Source organism: Pseudomonas sp. BNK-44-b (assembly GCF_047456245.1).
Classification (GTDB): Bacteria; Pseudomonadota; Gammaproteobacteria; order Pseudomonadales; family Pseudomonadaceae; genus Aquipseudomonas; species Aquipseudomonas machongensis.
Genome location: NZ_CP179908.1, coordinates 2,463,676 through 2,476,755, shown reverse-complemented (window position 1 = coordinate 2,476,755; position 13,080 = coordinate 2,463,676). Strand labels below are relative to the sequence as shown.

Annotated in this window: 10 protein-coding genes, 1 pseudogene and 1 riboswitch; of the genes and pseudogenes, 2 read left to right on the top strand and 9 right to left on the bottom strand. The window is 65.4% G+C overall.

Annotation, left to right across the window (positions count from 1 at the left end; genetic code table 11):
* Nucleotides 1-4 precede the first annotated feature (4 nt).
* Both ACMGGG_RS11245 and ACMGGG_RS11240 read right to left on the bottom strand, forming a co-directional pair.
* Nucleotides 5-1,075: an enoyl-CoA hydratase/isomerase family protein gene (locus ACMGGG_RS11245; protein ID WP_054890642.1), complete on the bottom strand. Its 1,071-nt coding sequence runs from the start codon at nucleotides 1,073-1,075 to the stop codon at nucleotides 5-7.
* A gap of 254 nt (nucleotides 1,076-1,329) precedes the next feature.
* Entirely contained in the window at nucleotides 1,330-2,715 is a 1,386-nt protein-coding gene (locus ACMGGG_RS11240; RefSeq protein ID WP_414155857.1) for an aldehyde dehydrogenase family protein, read from the bottom strand.
* A 118-nt stretch (nucleotides 2,716-2,833) separates the two neighbouring features.
* On the opposite strand from ACMGGG_RS11240, the gene ptrR reads away from it, so the two are divergent.
* Both ptrR and ACMGGG_RS11230 read left to right on the top strand, forming a co-directional pair.
* Nucleotides 2,834-3,730, top strand: a complete 897-nt coding sequence (gene ptrR, locus ACMGGG_RS11235) for a putrescine utilization regulator PtrR (RefSeq protein ID WP_063544959.1) — start codon at nucleotides 2,834-2,836, stop codon at nucleotides 3,728-3,730.
* Nucleotides 3,731-3,925: 195 nt separating this feature from the next.
* Nucleotides 3,926-4,447: an acyloxyacyl hydrolase gene (locus tag ACMGGG_RS11230; protein WP_054890639.1), complete on the top strand. Its 522-nt coding sequence runs from the start codon at nucleotides 3,926-3,928 to the stop codon at nucleotides 4,445-4,447.
* A gap of 132 nt (nucleotides 4,448-4,579) precedes the next feature.
* Here ACMGGG_RS11230 and ACMGGG_RS11225 read toward each other — a convergent pair whose 3' ends face one another.
* From ACMGGG_RS11225 to ACMGGG_RS11195, 7 genes and pseudogenes are all read right to left on the bottom strand, one after another.
* Nucleotides 4,580-5,602, bottom strand: coding sequence for a FecCD family ABC transporter permease (locus tag ACMGGG_RS11225; protein WP_414155499.1), 1,023 nt, complete (start codon nucleotides 5,600-5,602; stop codon nucleotides 4,580-4,582).
* Nucleotides 5,602-6,570 carry an ABC transporter substrate-binding protein gene (locus ACMGGG_RS11220; RefSeq protein ID WP_372822819.1) on the bottom strand — a complete coding sequence of 323 codons (969 nt, stop codon included), beginning with the start codon at nucleotides 6,568-6,570 and terminating at the stop codon, nucleotides 5,602-5,604. Before ACMGGG_RS11220 ends, ACMGGG_RS11225 begins: the two co-directional genes overlap by 1 nt.
* On the bottom strand, nucleotides 6,567-7,343 hold the full coding sequence (locus ACMGGG_RS11215; RefSeq protein WP_414155498.1) for an ABC transporter ATP-binding protein: 777 nt from the start codon (nucleotides 7,341-7,343) through the stop codon (nucleotides 6,567-6,569). The genes ACMGGG_RS11220 and ACMGGG_RS11215 overlap by 4 nt, the downstream gene beginning before the upstream one ends.
* Nucleotides 7,344-7,454: 111 nt before the next feature.
* Nucleotides 7,455-7,661: riboswitch (cobalamin riboswitch) on the bottom strand.
* Between the two features lie 86 nt (nucleotides 7,662-7,747).
* Nucleotides 7,748-9,799, bottom strand: a complete 2,052-nt coding sequence (gene paaZ / locus ACMGGG_RS11210) for a phenylacetic acid degradation bifunctional protein PaaZ (RefSeq protein WP_414155497.1) — start codon at nucleotides 9,797-9,799, stop codon at nucleotides 7,748-7,750.
* 24 nt (nucleotides 9,800-9,823) lie between these two features.
* Nucleotides 9,824-11,056 carry an OprD family porin gene (locus ACMGGG_RS11205; protein ID WP_414155496.1) on the bottom strand — a complete coding sequence of 411 codons (1,233 nt, stop codon included), beginning with the start codon at nucleotides 11,054-11,056 and terminating at the stop codon, nucleotides 9,824-9,826.
* Between the two features lie 33 nt (nucleotides 11,057-11,089).
* Nucleotides 11,090-12,658, bottom strand: a pseudogene (locus tag ACMGGG_RS11200) (cation acetate symporter); the annotation flags it as partial.
* Nucleotides 12,649-12,957, bottom strand: coding sequence for a DUF485 domain-containing protein (locus ACMGGG_RS11195; protein WP_063544952.1), 309 nt, complete (start codon nucleotides 12,955-12,957; stop codon nucleotides 12,649-12,651). The gene ACMGGG_RS11195 and the pseudogene ACMGGG_RS11200, both read right to left, overlap by 10 nt.
* Nucleotides 12,958-13,080 lie beyond the last annotated feature (123 nt).

Sequence of the window (13,080 nt, the reverse complement as noted above, 5' to 3'; positions counted from 1 at the left end):
GGGCTCACAGGCCTTCGAAGAATTGATCGACCCGCTGGCGCGACAGCGCGGCGAGTGTGGGCGGGTTCCAGCGGGGCTGCTTGTCCTTGTCGACGATCAGCGCACGCACGCCCTCGATGATGTCGCCATGGGCGAACCACTGGCGGTCCAGGTGCAGCTCCATGGCGAAGCATTCTTCCAGGCTCAGGCGGCGACCGCGACGCAACATCTCCAGGGTAACCGCCATCGCCAGTGGTGAACGGGTTTCCAGCTGATCGGCGGTGGCCAGCGCCCAGGGGCGGCTGTCGCCGATGCTCACGGCGCGCAGTTGCTCGATGATGCTGGTCAGGTCGGGCAGGGCGAAGAAGTGATCGATGGCCGGGCGCAGTTTGGCCAGGGGCGCGTCTTCCAATATCTGCGAGCCAAGTTTGGCGAGCAGACCTTGCAGATCCTTGAGTGGCTGGTCGCCGAAGTTCAGATGGTCCAGGCCTTCGTCCAGCGCGGCCAGCTTTGCGCTGTCCACATACCAGTCCGCCAGCCCGCAGTACAGCGCATCGGCGGCCTGGATCTGCGCGCCGCTGACACCCAGGTAGATCCCTAGCTCGCCAGGGATGCGCGAAAGGAAGTAGCTGCCGCCGACATCGGGGAAGTAGCCGATACCGACTTCGGGCATCCCTAGACGACTGCGTTCGGTGACGATGCGCAGGTCCGCGCCCTGGGCCAGGCCCATGCCGCCACCGAGGGTGAAGCCGTCCATCAGTACCAGGATGGGTTTGCGGTAATGATGGATGCACAGGTCGAGGGCATATTCCTCGACGAAGAAGCGTTCATGCAGGTCGCTGCCGGACTTGAAGCTGTCGTGCAGCGAGCGGATGTCACCCCCAGCGCAGAAGCCCTTGGGGCCTTCGCCGCGCAGCACCACGGCCTTGACTTGCGGATCTTGCGCCCAGGCGTCGAGGTGATGCTGCAGGCTGCGCACCATGTCGAGGGTCAGGGCGTTGAGGCCGGAGGGACGGTTGAGTGTCAGGTGGCCGATGTGATTGCGGGTGTCGGCCAGAACATGATCCGTGGCCGTTGGTTGAGCGTGCGCGGTCATCGCGGTCTCCCTGCTTTGTTATTGATTTTCCAAGTCAAGTCTGGAAATACGCTGGAGGATCAACGGATCCTGCCATGCGTATTTGCCTGACACAATTGGTAAATCTGCAGGGGAAGGGTGCATTTTTGTGGCAGATGATCAGGCATCTGCCGTGTGGGTGCTGGCCCTTTCGCGGGCAAGCCCGCTCCCACAAGCTCTGGTGTGATCCTTGGTGGGAGCGGGCTTGCCCGCGAAAAGAGCGACGCGCACTCGCCTCAGTTACGATCCAGCCACACCGTCTGCACGTTACAGAACTCGCGCACACCAAAGTGCGACAGCTCACGCCCGAAACCGCTCTTCTTGACGCCGCCGAACGCTACGCGGGGGTCGGAGGCACAGTAGCCGTTGATGAACACACCGCCGGTGTCCAGCGCCGAGGTCATGCGCTCTGCCTTTGCCAGGTCGGCGGTGTAGATCGTCGCCGCCAGGCCGAACTCGCTGTCGTTGGCCAGTTCCACCGCGTGCTCGGCGTCACGGGCGCTGATGATCGCCGCCACCGGGCCGAACAGCTCCTGCTTGAAGGCAGTCATGTCGCGGGTCACGTTGGCGAACACGGTCGGCTCGTAGAAGTTGACGCTGCCTTCAACCTTCTTGCCGCCCAGCAGCAACGTGGCGCCTTCGGCGAGGGTTGCCTGAACCTGGCCATCGAGCTCGTCGCGCAGGTCGAAGCGGGCCATCGGGCCGATGTACGTGTCGTCCTGCAGTGGGTTGCCGATTTTCAGGGCGCGGGTCGCTTCCACGAACTTCTGCGTGAAGGCATCGACGATGCTGTCTTCCACGATGAAGCGTTTGGCCGCGGCGCAGACCTGGCCGGTGTTCTGGTAGCGGCCGATCACTGCAGCCTTGACGGCGGCATCGAGGTCGGCATCCGCCAGCACGATGAACGGATCGGAGCCGCCCAGTTCGAGCACGCACTTCTTCAGTGCTGCGCCCGCTTGGGCACCGATGGCCATGCCGGCACGCACGCTGCCGGTGAGGGTAATGGCGGCGATGCGCGGGTCATTGATCGCGCGGGTGACGCCATCCGGAGTGACGTTGATCACTTCGAACACGCCTTGCGGCAGGCCAGCCTGCTTGAACAGCTCGGCCAGCAGGTAGGCGCTGCCCATCACGTTCGGCGCGTGCTTGAGCACATAGGTGTTGCCGGCCAGCAGGGCGGGGACGGCGCCACGCAGCACTTGCCAGATCGGGAAGTTCCACGGCATCACCGCGAGGATAGGGCCGAGCGGGCGGTATTCGATACGCGCTTTCTCGACCTGGGTGGCCTCGGGGGCGAGCATGGCCGGGCCGTGTTCGGCGTACCACTGGCACAGGCCGATGCACTTGGTCACTTCGCCACGGGCCTGGGCGATCGGCTTGCCGATTTCGCGGGTGATCATCACCGCGAAGGCCTCGTGGTTGGCCTGCAGTGCGTTGGCCAGAGCGATCAGGTATTCGCTGCGCTGACCCAGCGACACCTGGCGCCACTGGGCGTAGCCGGCCTTGGCGCGTTGCAGGGCTGCGTCCAGTGCGGCATCGGTGTCGTAGGGGTAGGCGCCAATCTGTTCGCCGCTGTACGGGTCGACGGAAATGGCATGGGTCAGGCTGCTGATCTCGCTCATGGCGGGTCCTCTTGTTGTCTTGGCGATGTCGTATTCGACTGAAGGCCAGACTAATGGCGTGCGCCTTTACTTAAAACTGAATAATAATGAGCGAAACATTCACGAATGGAGAAAGCCTGTGGACCTGGTGCAACTGGAGATGTTCAAGGCCGTGGCCGAACACGGCAGCATCAGCGCTGCCGCCCAACACATCCATCGGGTGCCGTCGAACCTGACCACCCGTATCAAGCAGCTCGAAGAAGACCTGGGGGTGGAGCTGTTCATCCGCGAGAAGAGTCGCCTGCGCCTGTCTCCGGCGGGCTGGAACTTCCTGGAGTACACCCGGCGCATCCTGGAGCTGGTGCAGGAGGCGCGCTCGACCGTGGCCGGCGAAGACCCGCAAGGCACCTTTGCCCTCGGCTCGCTGGAGAGCACCGCAGCGGTGCGCATTCCTACGGTGCTGGCGGCCTATAACCAGCGTTATCCGAAGGTCGATCTGGACCTCTCCACTGGCCCGTCGGGGACCATGCTCGAAGGGGTGCTGTCCGGGCGGCTGGTGGCAGCCTTCGTCGACGGCCCGGTGCTGCATCCAACCCTTGAGGGCATGCCGGTGTTCGAGGAGGAGATGATGGTCATCGCACCCTTGAACCACGCCCCGGTCAGCCGCGCCCAGGATGTCAACGGCGAAAGCATCTACGCCTTCCGTGCCAACTGCTCGTACCGGCATCATTTCGAGAGCTGGTTCGTCAAGGACAAGGCCGTCCCGGGCAAGATCCACGAGATGGAGTCGTACCACGGCATGCTCGCCTGTGTCAGCGCCGGTGCAGGCCTGGCACTGATGCCCCGCAGCATGCTCGACAGCATGCCCGGCGCCAGTACGGTCAGCGCCTGGCCGTTGTCCGAGGATTTCCGTTACCTCAAGACCTGGCTGGTGTGGCGTCGCGGTACGGTGTCACGCAGCCTGAGCATGTTCATTCGCCTGCTGGAGGAGCAGGCCGGGGAAGGGATGCAGGGCGACAAAACAGACACTTTCTGACTTTTTCTTAGGCAATAGTGGCAAATGACTTTCATCTTTTATCGCGGCTGATGATAATCAGAAAAGTATTACTACTTGTGACCCCAGGTGGGATGGCCTGGGGCGCAAGTGAAGAACGAGAGGCCAAGCCTCCACTTGCTGCAGGCACGACCCACCAGGGCACCTGCCCGTGAAGACCTTCTGGAGTAGTCATTGATGAAAACCCGTCTTGCCACCTCGCTGGCCGCCGCAGTACTGGCTCTGGCCGGTGCCAACCTGGCCCAGGCCGCGCAAATCTCCGGTGCCGTGGGCGCCACCAGCCAGGGCGACATGACCTATCGCATCGGCCTGTCGTTCGACTGGGACAAGAAATGGCTGCAGAGCAGCACCGGTCACCTGACCGGTTATTGGGATGGCGCCTACACCTACTGGGAGGGTGGCGACTACAGCGGCGCGCACTCCCTGTCGTTCAGCCCGGTATTCGTCTATGAGTTCGGCGATTCGGGCTACGTCCCGTTCATCGAGGCCGGTATCGGCCTGGCCGCCTTCTCCAAGACCGACGTCGGTGATCAGAAGCTGGGCTCGTCGGTCAACTTCGAAGACCGCATCGGCTTCGGCCTGAAGCTGCCGGGTCAGCAGAAGATCGGCATTCGCGCCACGCATTACTCCAACGCCGGCATCAAGCAGCCGAACGACGGCATCGAGTCGTACGCGCTGTTCTACAGCGCCGGCTTCTAAGCGCTGCCTGTGCACCGTCGGTATCGGTCCGACGGTGCATCACGCCGCGCCGTGCTAGCCCTGGCCAAAGGCGTGCTTGACGAGCCCTCTGCCAGGTCAGGGCCGGCGAGCAGTACGCAGGTCTCGTTCATCTCAGGCCTTGCGCCGTAGCAAGAGGATGAAGAACAGCCCGCCGATGGCTGCCGTGGCGATGCCGATCGGCAGATCCTGCGGGGCGATCAGCGTGCGTGCGCCAACATCGACCCAGATCATGAACAGCGCCCCGAGCAAGGCACAGGCCGGCAGCAGCCGGCGATGCTCGGCACCCACCAGGCGGCGAGCGACGTGGGGCAGCATCAGGCCGACGAAACCGATGGCGCCCGACAGCGACACCAGCACACCGGTCAGCAACGCCGTGCCGACGAACACCTTGGCCCGCACACGCCGGGTGTCGAAGCCCAGGCTGACAGCGGTCTGCTCGCCACTCATCAGCGCGTTCAGCGCCCGCGCCAGGCTCATCAACAGCACGAAGCCCGCCAGCACGCAAACGGTCGGCAGCCACAGCAGCGACCACTGTGCCAAGCCCAGGCCGCCAAGCATCCAGAACATCACCGAGGCGGCGGCATGCGGGTCGCCGGTGTAGAGCAGCAGGTTGGCGGCGGCCATCACCACGAACGACACCGCCACCCCGGCCAGCAGCAGGCGATCGCTTTCCAGGCGCCCACCACGACTGGCCACGCCGAGCACCAGCAGCATGCTGCCCAACGCGCCGATGAACGCGGCCAGGGGCAGGCTGAAGGCACCGGCGAACGGGCCGAGAAACAGCACCACCAGCACTGCGCCGAACACCGCCCCGGAGCTGACACCCAGCAGGTGCGGGTCGGCCAGAGGGTTGCGGGTCACTGCCTGCAGGGCGCCGCCGACCAGTGCCAACCCTGCACCGACCAGCGCTCCCAGCAGCACGCGCGGCGCGCGGATCTGCCAGATGATCTGCGCCTGGCCGCGGCTCCAGTCGCCGCCTTGCTCCAGCCCCACCTGCTGCAAAACAATGCCGACGACCTTGCCCAGTTCGACCTGCGCCGAGCCGAACCCCAGTGACAGCAGGCACGACAGCAGCAAGGCCAGCAGCAGCGAAACGATCAGCAGGCGATAGCCCGCAGGGCTGCGAATCGGCATCAGCGGCGGGCCTCGGCGAACGGCTGCGGATGCAAGGCCGTGGCCAGGGTCTCGATGGCCTGGGCGTTCTCCACCGACGGTGTCACCTCCAGGTACGACAGCACCACGAAACGCTGCTTGCGGATCGCCTCGACACTGCCCAGTGCCGGGTGCTGTAGAAGGAAGTCGCGTTTCTGCTGCCAACTGGTGGGCCCGTAGTCGACGATGACGATCACCTGCGGATCGCGTTCCACCACGCTTTCCCAGTTCACCTGGGTCCAGCTGGCGGCGACATCGCTCATGACGTTATCGCCCCCCGCAGCGCTGATCAGCGCCTGCGGCATCCCGAGGCGCCCGGAGGTAGTGGGGCGGTCTTCGCCGCTGTCATAGAGGAATACGCGCGGCCGTTGCCTGACCTCGGCCATCTGCGCAGCGACGCGCTCGACGCGTTGGCGCAACTGGTTGACCAGCGCGGTAGCGCGCTCGCGCACATCGAAGATGCGGCCAAGGTTGTCGAGGTCGCGGTAGAGGTCGTCGAGGCTGGCCTGGCGTTGCGGCATGATCCAGGAACACGACTCGCTCAGTTCGTACACCGGGATATCGAAGGGCGCGAGGGTCTGTGGGGTGACCGGCCCGCCGATTCGCATGCCGTAGCTCCAGCCGGCGAGGAAGAAGTCGGCGTTGGCATCGAGCAGGTTTTCTACCGACACGTAGCGCGGCGCCAGCTCTGGCAGCCCGTCGAGTGCTTCGCGCAGGCTTGGGTCGAGGGTTTTCCAGCCGCTGATACCGCTGTAGCCGGCCATGTGATCGCGCAGGCCGAGGGCGAGGAGCATACCGGTGAGATTGATATCGTGGCTGACGGCATGCTGCGGCGCATGGGTGAAGGTGACGTCGCGTTCGCAACTGCGCACGGTCAGTGGATAGTTGTCGGCCTCGGCGGCCAGCGGCAGGGCGGCCAGCAGGGCCAGGCTGGTGAGCAGCGATTTCATGCGGGGCTGATCCAGGTAATGCGTGGATGGGAGGCCAGCGGGTGACGGTCGACCAGGGCCTGCACGCCGAACACCTCCGCCAGGCACTGCTCGGTGAGCACCTGCCCTGGCGTGCCGTGGGCGACGATGCGCCCGGCATCGATCACGTACAGCCGATCGCAGAAGGCGGCGGCCAGGTTCAGATCGTGGAAGCTGGCCAGCAGGCTCAGGCCGGTGTTGCGCAGTTGCTGCAGCAGCGCCAGCTGAAAGCGTGGGTCGAGGTGATTGGTCGGTTCGTCGAGGATCAGCAGCCGAGGTTGCTGGACCAGCGCTCGGGCCAGCAGCACGCGCTGTTTTTCTCCGCCCGACAGGCAGATGAAGGCATCGAGGGCGCGCGGCAGCAGGTCGAGCCTGGCCAGGGTGTCGTCGATCAGACTCGCGTCGCCATCACCGTCGAACCAGCCCAGGTGCGGGGTACGGCCCATGGCAACGACGTCACGCACGCTCAAGCCGAAGTCTTCAGGGAACTCCTGCAGCATCACCGCGATGCGCTGGGCGACCCAGCGTGGGTTGCGCTGCCAGATATCCTCGCCATCGAGGTGCACCTGCCCGGCGATGGGGCGATTGAAACGGTAGGCGCAGCGCAGCAGGCTGGTCTTGCCGCTGCCGTTGGGGCCGATCAGGCCGACGAATTCACCGGCGCCGATCTGCAGGTCGATGCCTTCCAGCAGCGGCTGCCCCCCGCTGTGCGGTGACCAGTGCAGGCCTTGGATATGCAGGGTAGGGCATGACATGGATGAACCAACCGTCGCAGGGTGAGTGATACCCGTACGGTGGAGGTGCGCGCAGCTGTCGCGGGCGTGCGGCAGCCGCGAGAACCGGCCTGCGCCCGCCCACCGCGGGAGTTGCCAACTGCTGTGACAGGCCGGTCTCCGGGCTTGCGAGGGGCATGAGGCATTCACCTTCCCATGCCGTTGGCACAGTGGTGTATCGAATGCATCGCTCGCTTACCGTTGCGGGGGCAGCGCCGGACTGCTCGCATGGGCGAGGCACCGGCTTCCCGTTTAATCCCCGGCTCGGCGGCAGGGGACACCTGAAACAAGGGGCGCATCTGAGCATTTATGGGGTGGGGAGTCAACCGGCCCTGTCGCGGGGGGGGGCGCCCGCGCCAGGGCCGACACGTTCAGGCCGGCAATGATCAGCTGCGCTTGAGCACCAGCGTCAGGATGTCGTAACTGGCCACCAGTTCACCGAGCTGGTTGGTCACCTCCACATCCCAGGCCACCACCCCTTGCGGCTGCCCCAACGGGCTGGTCTTGCCCTGGTCGATCTTGCGCTTGCAGGTCAGGCGCGCCTGGATCGTGTCACCGATCCCCACCGGGTTGATGAAGCGCAGGGTGTCCAGCCCGTAGTTGGCCAGTACCGGCCCTTCACCTGGCGACACGAACAGCCCGGCCGCCGCTGACAGCACGAAGTAGCCATGGGCGATGCGCTTGCCGAACTGCGACTGCTTGGCGGCGATTTCGTCGAAATGCATGTAGAAGTGGTCGCCCGACAGGCAGCCGAAGTTCACCAGGTCCGCCTCGGTGACGGTACGTCGGTGAGTCAGCAGCGATTCGCCGATGCGCAGTTCATCGAAGTAGCGACGGAACGGGTGCACCTCGGTCTCGATCACTTCGGCGCCGCGCACGTGCTCGCCGGTCACCGCTGCCAGCATGCTTGGCGAGCCCTGGATCGCGGCGCGCTGCAGATAGTGCTTGACCGCCCGCAGGCCGCCGAGCTCTTCGCCGCCCCCCGCACGCCCAGGGCCGCCGTGCTTGAGTTGTGGCAGCGGCGAGCCGTGCCCGGTGGACTCTAGCGCCGCCTCGCGATCGAGCACCAGCAGGCGTCCGTGCCAGGCGGCGGCCGCGGGAATGGCCTTGGCGGCGATGGCGCGGTCGCGGGTCACCAGGGTCGCCACCAGGCTGCCCTTGCCACGCGCGGCCAGGGCCAGGGCTTCGTCCAGGTCGTCGTAGGCCATCAGGGTGCTGACCGGGCCGAACGCCTCGATATCGTGAGCGCCGCCTTCGGCGTGTGGGTCGCGCGCTTGCAACAGGGTCGGGGCAAAGAACGCACCTTCGGCCACACCTTCGCCCACCGGCGAGAAGCCGTCGTCGGCGCCGAACAGCTGGTCGCAGCTTTGCAGCAGGCTGCGCACGCGCTCACCGACGTCACGCTGCTGGTCATGGGAGGCCAGCGCGCCCATGCGCACGCCTTCGACCGACGGATCGCCCACCACCACCTTGGCCAGGCGCTCGCGCAGGCGGGTGGCGACGGCATCCAGGTGCCTGGCCGGCACGATGGCGCGGCGAATGGCGGTGCATTTCTGGCCCGCCTTGGTGGTCATCTCGCGTACCACTTCCTTGACGTACAGGTCGAACTCCTCGTCGTCGGGGGTTACGTCCGGCCCGAGGATGGCGCAGTTCAGCGAGTCGGCCTCAGCGGTGAAGGGCACCGAGTTGCGCACCAGGTTCGGTGTCATGCGCAGCTTGGCTGCGGTGTCGGCGGAGCCGGTGAAGGTCACCAGGTCCTGGCCCTGCAGGCGCTCGAGCAGATCGCCGGTGCTGCCGATCACCAGTTGCAGGCTGCCGGGCGGCAGCAGGCCTGATTCGTCGATCAGGCGCACCACGGCTTCGGTCAGGTAGCTGGTGGAGGTCGCGGGCTTGACGATGCACGGCATGCCGGCGAGGAAAGTCGGTGCGAACTTTTCCAGCATGCCCCAGATCGGGAAGTTGAAGGCGTTGATGTGCACTGCCACACCTGCCCGTGGCACCAGGATATGGCTGCCGGCGAAGCGCCCTTGCTTGCCCAGCGGGATCGCCGGGCCTTCGTGCAGCAGGTTGCCCGAGGGCAACTCGCGGGTGCCGATGCCGGAGTAGGAAAACAGCGTGGCATTGCCGCCTTCGATGTCGATCCAGCTGTCGGCACGGGTCGCGCCGCTGTGGTGGGAGAGGGCGTAGAGCTGTTCCTTGCGCTCGGCCAGGTACAGCGCCAGGGCCTTCAGGCGGGCGGCGCGCTGTTGAAAGTCCAGGGCCATGAGCCCGGCGAGGCCCTGGCGGCGGCCGAAATCCAGCGCTTCGGCGAAGTTCGGGCGTTCCTCATGGCTATAGGCCAGGACCTGCCCATCGAGGGCGCTGCGCAGGGCCTGGGCGCCGTGCTGGCCAATCCAGCGACCGGCGATGAAGCTCTGCAGGGTGTGGGCTTCAGACATGCTGTTCTCCTGTGAGGGGCGCGGTTACCACAGCGCCAGGGTGTAGCCGATGATCAGGCGGTTCTCGTCCACGGCGTTGGTCAGGCCATTGCCGGAACGGAAGGTGACGTTGCGCCAGCGCAGGCTGACGTCCTTGAACGGGCCGCTCTGGATGACGTAGGTGATGTCGGTGTCGCGCTCGCGTTCGCGGCCATTGCTGAGGGTCGCGGTTTCGGCGTGGCGACCGTCGGTATAGCGAGTCATGAAGCTCAGGCCCGGAATGCCCATCGCGACGAAGTCGTAGTCATAGCGCACTTGCCAGGAGTCGAGACCTGCGCGGGTGAAGGTGTTGTAGGTGACCAGGTTGACCGTGTAGGGGTCGCCACCGTTGAGAAACGGAAACGCGCTGTCGCCGGACATCTGCTGCCAGGTGGCGGTGAACTTGTGGGCCTTCACGCCCAGGGTGAACATGGCGTTGAAGTTGCGGTTGTCGATGCGGCCTGCGCGTTCGGCGCCGTCGCCGCGGCTGTCGAAGTAGCGCAAGTCGCTGCGCAGGCTCATCCCTTCGCCCAGCGGCTGGGTGTGCAACAGCCCCAGGTATTGCTGGCGATAGATCTCGTCGAGCTTGGCGTAGTAGTAGCTGACGCTGGTCTGCGGGGTGATCGCGTAACTGCCGCCGCCGAAGTCGAAGTGGTCGCTGCTGGCCGCGCCGTAGCCGATGTCGTCGCGCCCGGATGAGTCGCGCAGGTTGGCCTTGGTCAGCCGTCCGGCGTTGACGGTCAGGCCCTCGATCTCCTGGCTGGTCAGCAGGCCACCCTGGAAGGTCGATGACAGCAGGCGGGTGTCGTTGTACACCACCACCGGCAGAATTGGCTGCAGGGTGCCCAGGCGCAGGGTGCTCTTCGATACGCGCAGCTTGCCGGTCAGCCCCAGCTCGCTGTAGTCGTCCACCGGCTCCAGGCTGTGCGGGCCGAAGGGCAGCAGGCCGGTGTTGCGCCGGTCGCGGCTGGAGTCGAGCTTGATCCCCAGTTGCCCCATGGCGTCCATGCCCAGGCCTATGGGGCCTTCGCTGAAGCCCGATTCGAAGCGCGCGGTGAAACCCTGGGCCCATTCCTCGGCCTTGGCTTGCGGCGCGTTGGACTGGCGGAAGTCGCGGTTGATGTAGTGGTTGCGCAGCTCGACGCGGGCGTGGCTGTCAGCGATGAAATCCGCCATGGCCGGCAAGGGCAGGGCGAGGGTGGCCAGCCAGGCGGCCGACTTGAGACGAGTGTGGTTCATTGTTGTTATATCCGACATTCGAGGTTCAAGGGTTCAGTGCTTGCTGGCGCCGGCAGCGCCGATCCCGGTCATGGAGCGAATGAACTGGCCCAGGTAGCGACCACGCTCTTCGCTGGCCCGTTGCGAGCTGTCGGTGACCGAGAAGGCCCAGGCACCGAGGAAGGCCAGGCTCATGGAGAACAGCGCCGGGTTGCTGTAGGGGAACAGCGCGCGCTCGTTGTGCAGCACGTTGACCCACACCGCCGGGCCCAGCACCACCAGCACGATGGCCGAGACCAGCCCAGCCATGCTGCCGGCTACCGCGCCGCGGGTGGTCAGGCCTTTCCAGAACATCGAGAGCAGCAGCACCGGGAAGTTGACCGAGGCGGCAATGGCCAGCACCAGGCCCGAGAGGAAGGCGATGTTCTGCGATTCGAACAGCAACCCCAACAGCACCGCGAGCAGGCCGATCAGCAGGGTGGCGATACGCGACATGCGCATTTCTTCCTGCTCGCTGGCCTGGCCCTTGCGCACGACGCAGGCATAGAGGTCGTGGGAGATCGCCGAGGCACCGGACAGCGCCAGGCCTGCGACCACGGCAAGAATCGTGGCGAAGGCCACTGCCGAGATGAAGCCCAGGAACAGGTTGCCGCCCACGGCCTGGGCCAGGTGCACGGCAACCATGTTGCCGCCGCCGATGATCGCGCCGCTGGCGTCGCGGTAGGCCGGCTCGGTCCCCACCATGACGATGGCGCCGAAACCGATGACGATCAGCAGCAGGTAGAAGTAGCCGATGAAACCCGTGGCGTAGAACACGCTCTTGCGGGCTTCCTTGGCGTCACTGACAGTGAAGAACCGCATGAGGATGTGCGGCAGCCCGGCGGTGCCGAACATCATGCCCAGCCCTAACGAGATGGCGTCGATGGGATTGGACAGCAGTGCGCCGGGGGCCATGATCGCCTGGCCCTTGGCATGCACCGCTACGGCGCTGGCGAACATCGCCTCGGTGCTGAAGCCGAAATGCTTGAGCACCATGAACGCCATGAAGGTGGTGCCCGACAACAGCATCACCGCCTTGATGATCTGCACCCAGGTGGTGGCGAGCATGCCGCCGAAGGTCACGTACAGCACCATCAGTACGCCCACCAGGGTGACGGCGTAGAGGTAGCTGATACCGAACAGCAACTCGATCAGCTTGCCGGCGCCGACCATCTGCGCCACCAGGTACAACAGCGCGACGGTCAGCGTGCCGAACGCGGCGCTCAGGCGTACCGGGGCCTGTGCCAGGCGGTAGGAAACCACGTCGGCGAAGGTGTACTTGCCCAGGTTGCGCAGGCGCTCGGCAATCAGGAACAGGATGATCGGCCAGCCGGCGAGTACGCCCAGGGCATAGAGCAGGCCGTCGTAGCCGTTCATGAACATCATCGCCGAGATGCCGAGGAAGGACGCAGCGCTGATCATGTCCCCGGCGATCGCCAGGCCATTCTGCATCCCGGTCAGGCCACCGCCTGCGGTGTAGAAGTCACTGGTCGAGCGGGTGCGGGCCGCGGCCCAGCGGGTCACCAGCAGGGTGAAGCAGACGAACACCATGAACATCGAGATGGCAGTCCAGTTCATTGCGCGCACTCCTGGCGAACCTTGTCGTTGAGTGGATCGATGACGCGGTTGGCGCGGTGCATGTAGATGCCGGTCAGGGCGAACGACAGCAGCACCATCAGCACACCCACCAGCATGCCGACGCTGGTGACGCCGCCATTGAGCGACTGGCCGAGCAGGCCGGGGGCGAAGGCCACCAGCAGCACGAAGCCGTAGTAGGCGGCAAGCATGGTCAGGGTGAGGCTGCCGTTGAGGCGGCGCTTGCGGCGGATCAGTTGCTGGAAGTCGGGGTGCTTGCTGATGGAGTCGATGTGCTCGGGTGTCATGGGAAGCGGTCCTCTGTCTTGTAATTGTTTTTTCAGGTCACGCAGGGTGTTGCGGGGTTGCTGGCGGCCTCATCGCGGGACGAGCCCGCTCCCACAGGTACAGCAGTGACCATGGGTCTTGTG

Excerpts from the sequence above, each read along its gene's own strand:
- ACMGGG_RS11205 (WP_414155496.1), bottom strand. The coding sequence starts at position 11,056 with ATGAACCACACTCGTCTCAAGTCGGCCGCCTGGCTGGCCACCCTCGCC.
- ACMGGG_RS11220 (WP_372822819.1), bottom strand. The coding sequence starts at position 6,570 with ATGAAATCGCTGCTCACCAGCCTGGCCCTGCTGGCCGCCCTGCCGCTG.
- ACMGGG_RS11245 (WP_054890642.1), bottom strand. The coding sequence starts at position 1,075 with ATGACCGCGCACGCTCAACCAACGGCCACGGATCATGTTCTGGCCGAC.
- ACMGGG_RS11195 (WP_063544952.1), bottom strand. The coding sequence starts at position 12,957 with ATGACACCCGAGCACATCGACTCCATCAGCAAGCACCCCGACTTCCAG.
- ACMGGG_RS11215 (WP_414155498.1), bottom strand. The coding sequence starts at position 7,343 with ATGTCATGCCCTACCCTGCATATCCAAGGCCTGCACTGGTCACCGCAC.
- ACMGGG_RS11225 (WP_414155499.1), bottom strand. The coding sequence starts at position 5,602 with ATGCCGATTCGCAGCCCTGCGGGCTATCGCCTGCTGATCGTTTCGCTG.
- paaZ (WP_414155497.1), bottom strand. The coding sequence starts at position 9,799 with ATGTCTGAAGCCCACACCCTGCAGAGCTTCATCGCCGGTCGCTGGATT.
- ACMGGG_RS11230 (WP_054890639.1), top strand. The coding sequence starts at position 3,926 with ATGAAAACCCGTCTTGCCACCTCGCTGGCCGCCGCAGTACTGGCTCTG.
- ACMGGG_RS11240 (WP_414155857.1), bottom strand. The coding sequence starts at position 2,715 with ATGAGCGAGATCAGCAGCCTGACCCATGCCATTTCCGTCGACCCGTAC.